Annotated in this window: 1 protein-coding gene; it reads left to right on the top strand. The window is 60.4% G+C overall.

The features are described from left to right. On the top strand, positions 1-273 hold a 273-nt coding region (locus BK665_RS33965), incomplete at both ends, for a sigma 54-interacting transcriptional regulator (protein WP_185076762.1).

The following is a 273-nucleotide window of genomic DNA, read 5'->3' as shown; positions in this document are numbered from 1 at the left end:
GCTGCTGCGGGTGTTGCAGGAACGCACTCTTGAACGCCTTGGCTCGAACCAGAGCGTGGCGGTGGATTGCCGGGTGATCGCCGCGACCAAGTCCGATCTGGATCAATCAAGCAAGGCTGGCGAATTTCGCAGCGACCTGTATTACCGCTTGAACGTGGTGACCCTGGAGCTGCCGCCGTTGCGCGAGCGCCGCGAAGACATCCTGCAATTGTTCGAACACTTTTTGCAGCAGTCATCCTTGCGCTTCGACCGCGCGGTGCCGGAGCTGGACAA

The sequence above is a fragment of the Pseudomonas frederiksbergensis genome (assembly GCF_003732665.1).
Classification (GTDB): domain Bacteria; phylum Pseudomonadota; class Gammaproteobacteria; order Pseudomonadales; family Pseudomonadaceae; genus Aquipseudomonas; species Aquipseudomonas frederiksbergensis_G.
The sequence above is the reverse complement of the archived record's forward strand: the minus strand, read 5'-3'. Positions and strand labels throughout refer to the sequence as shown.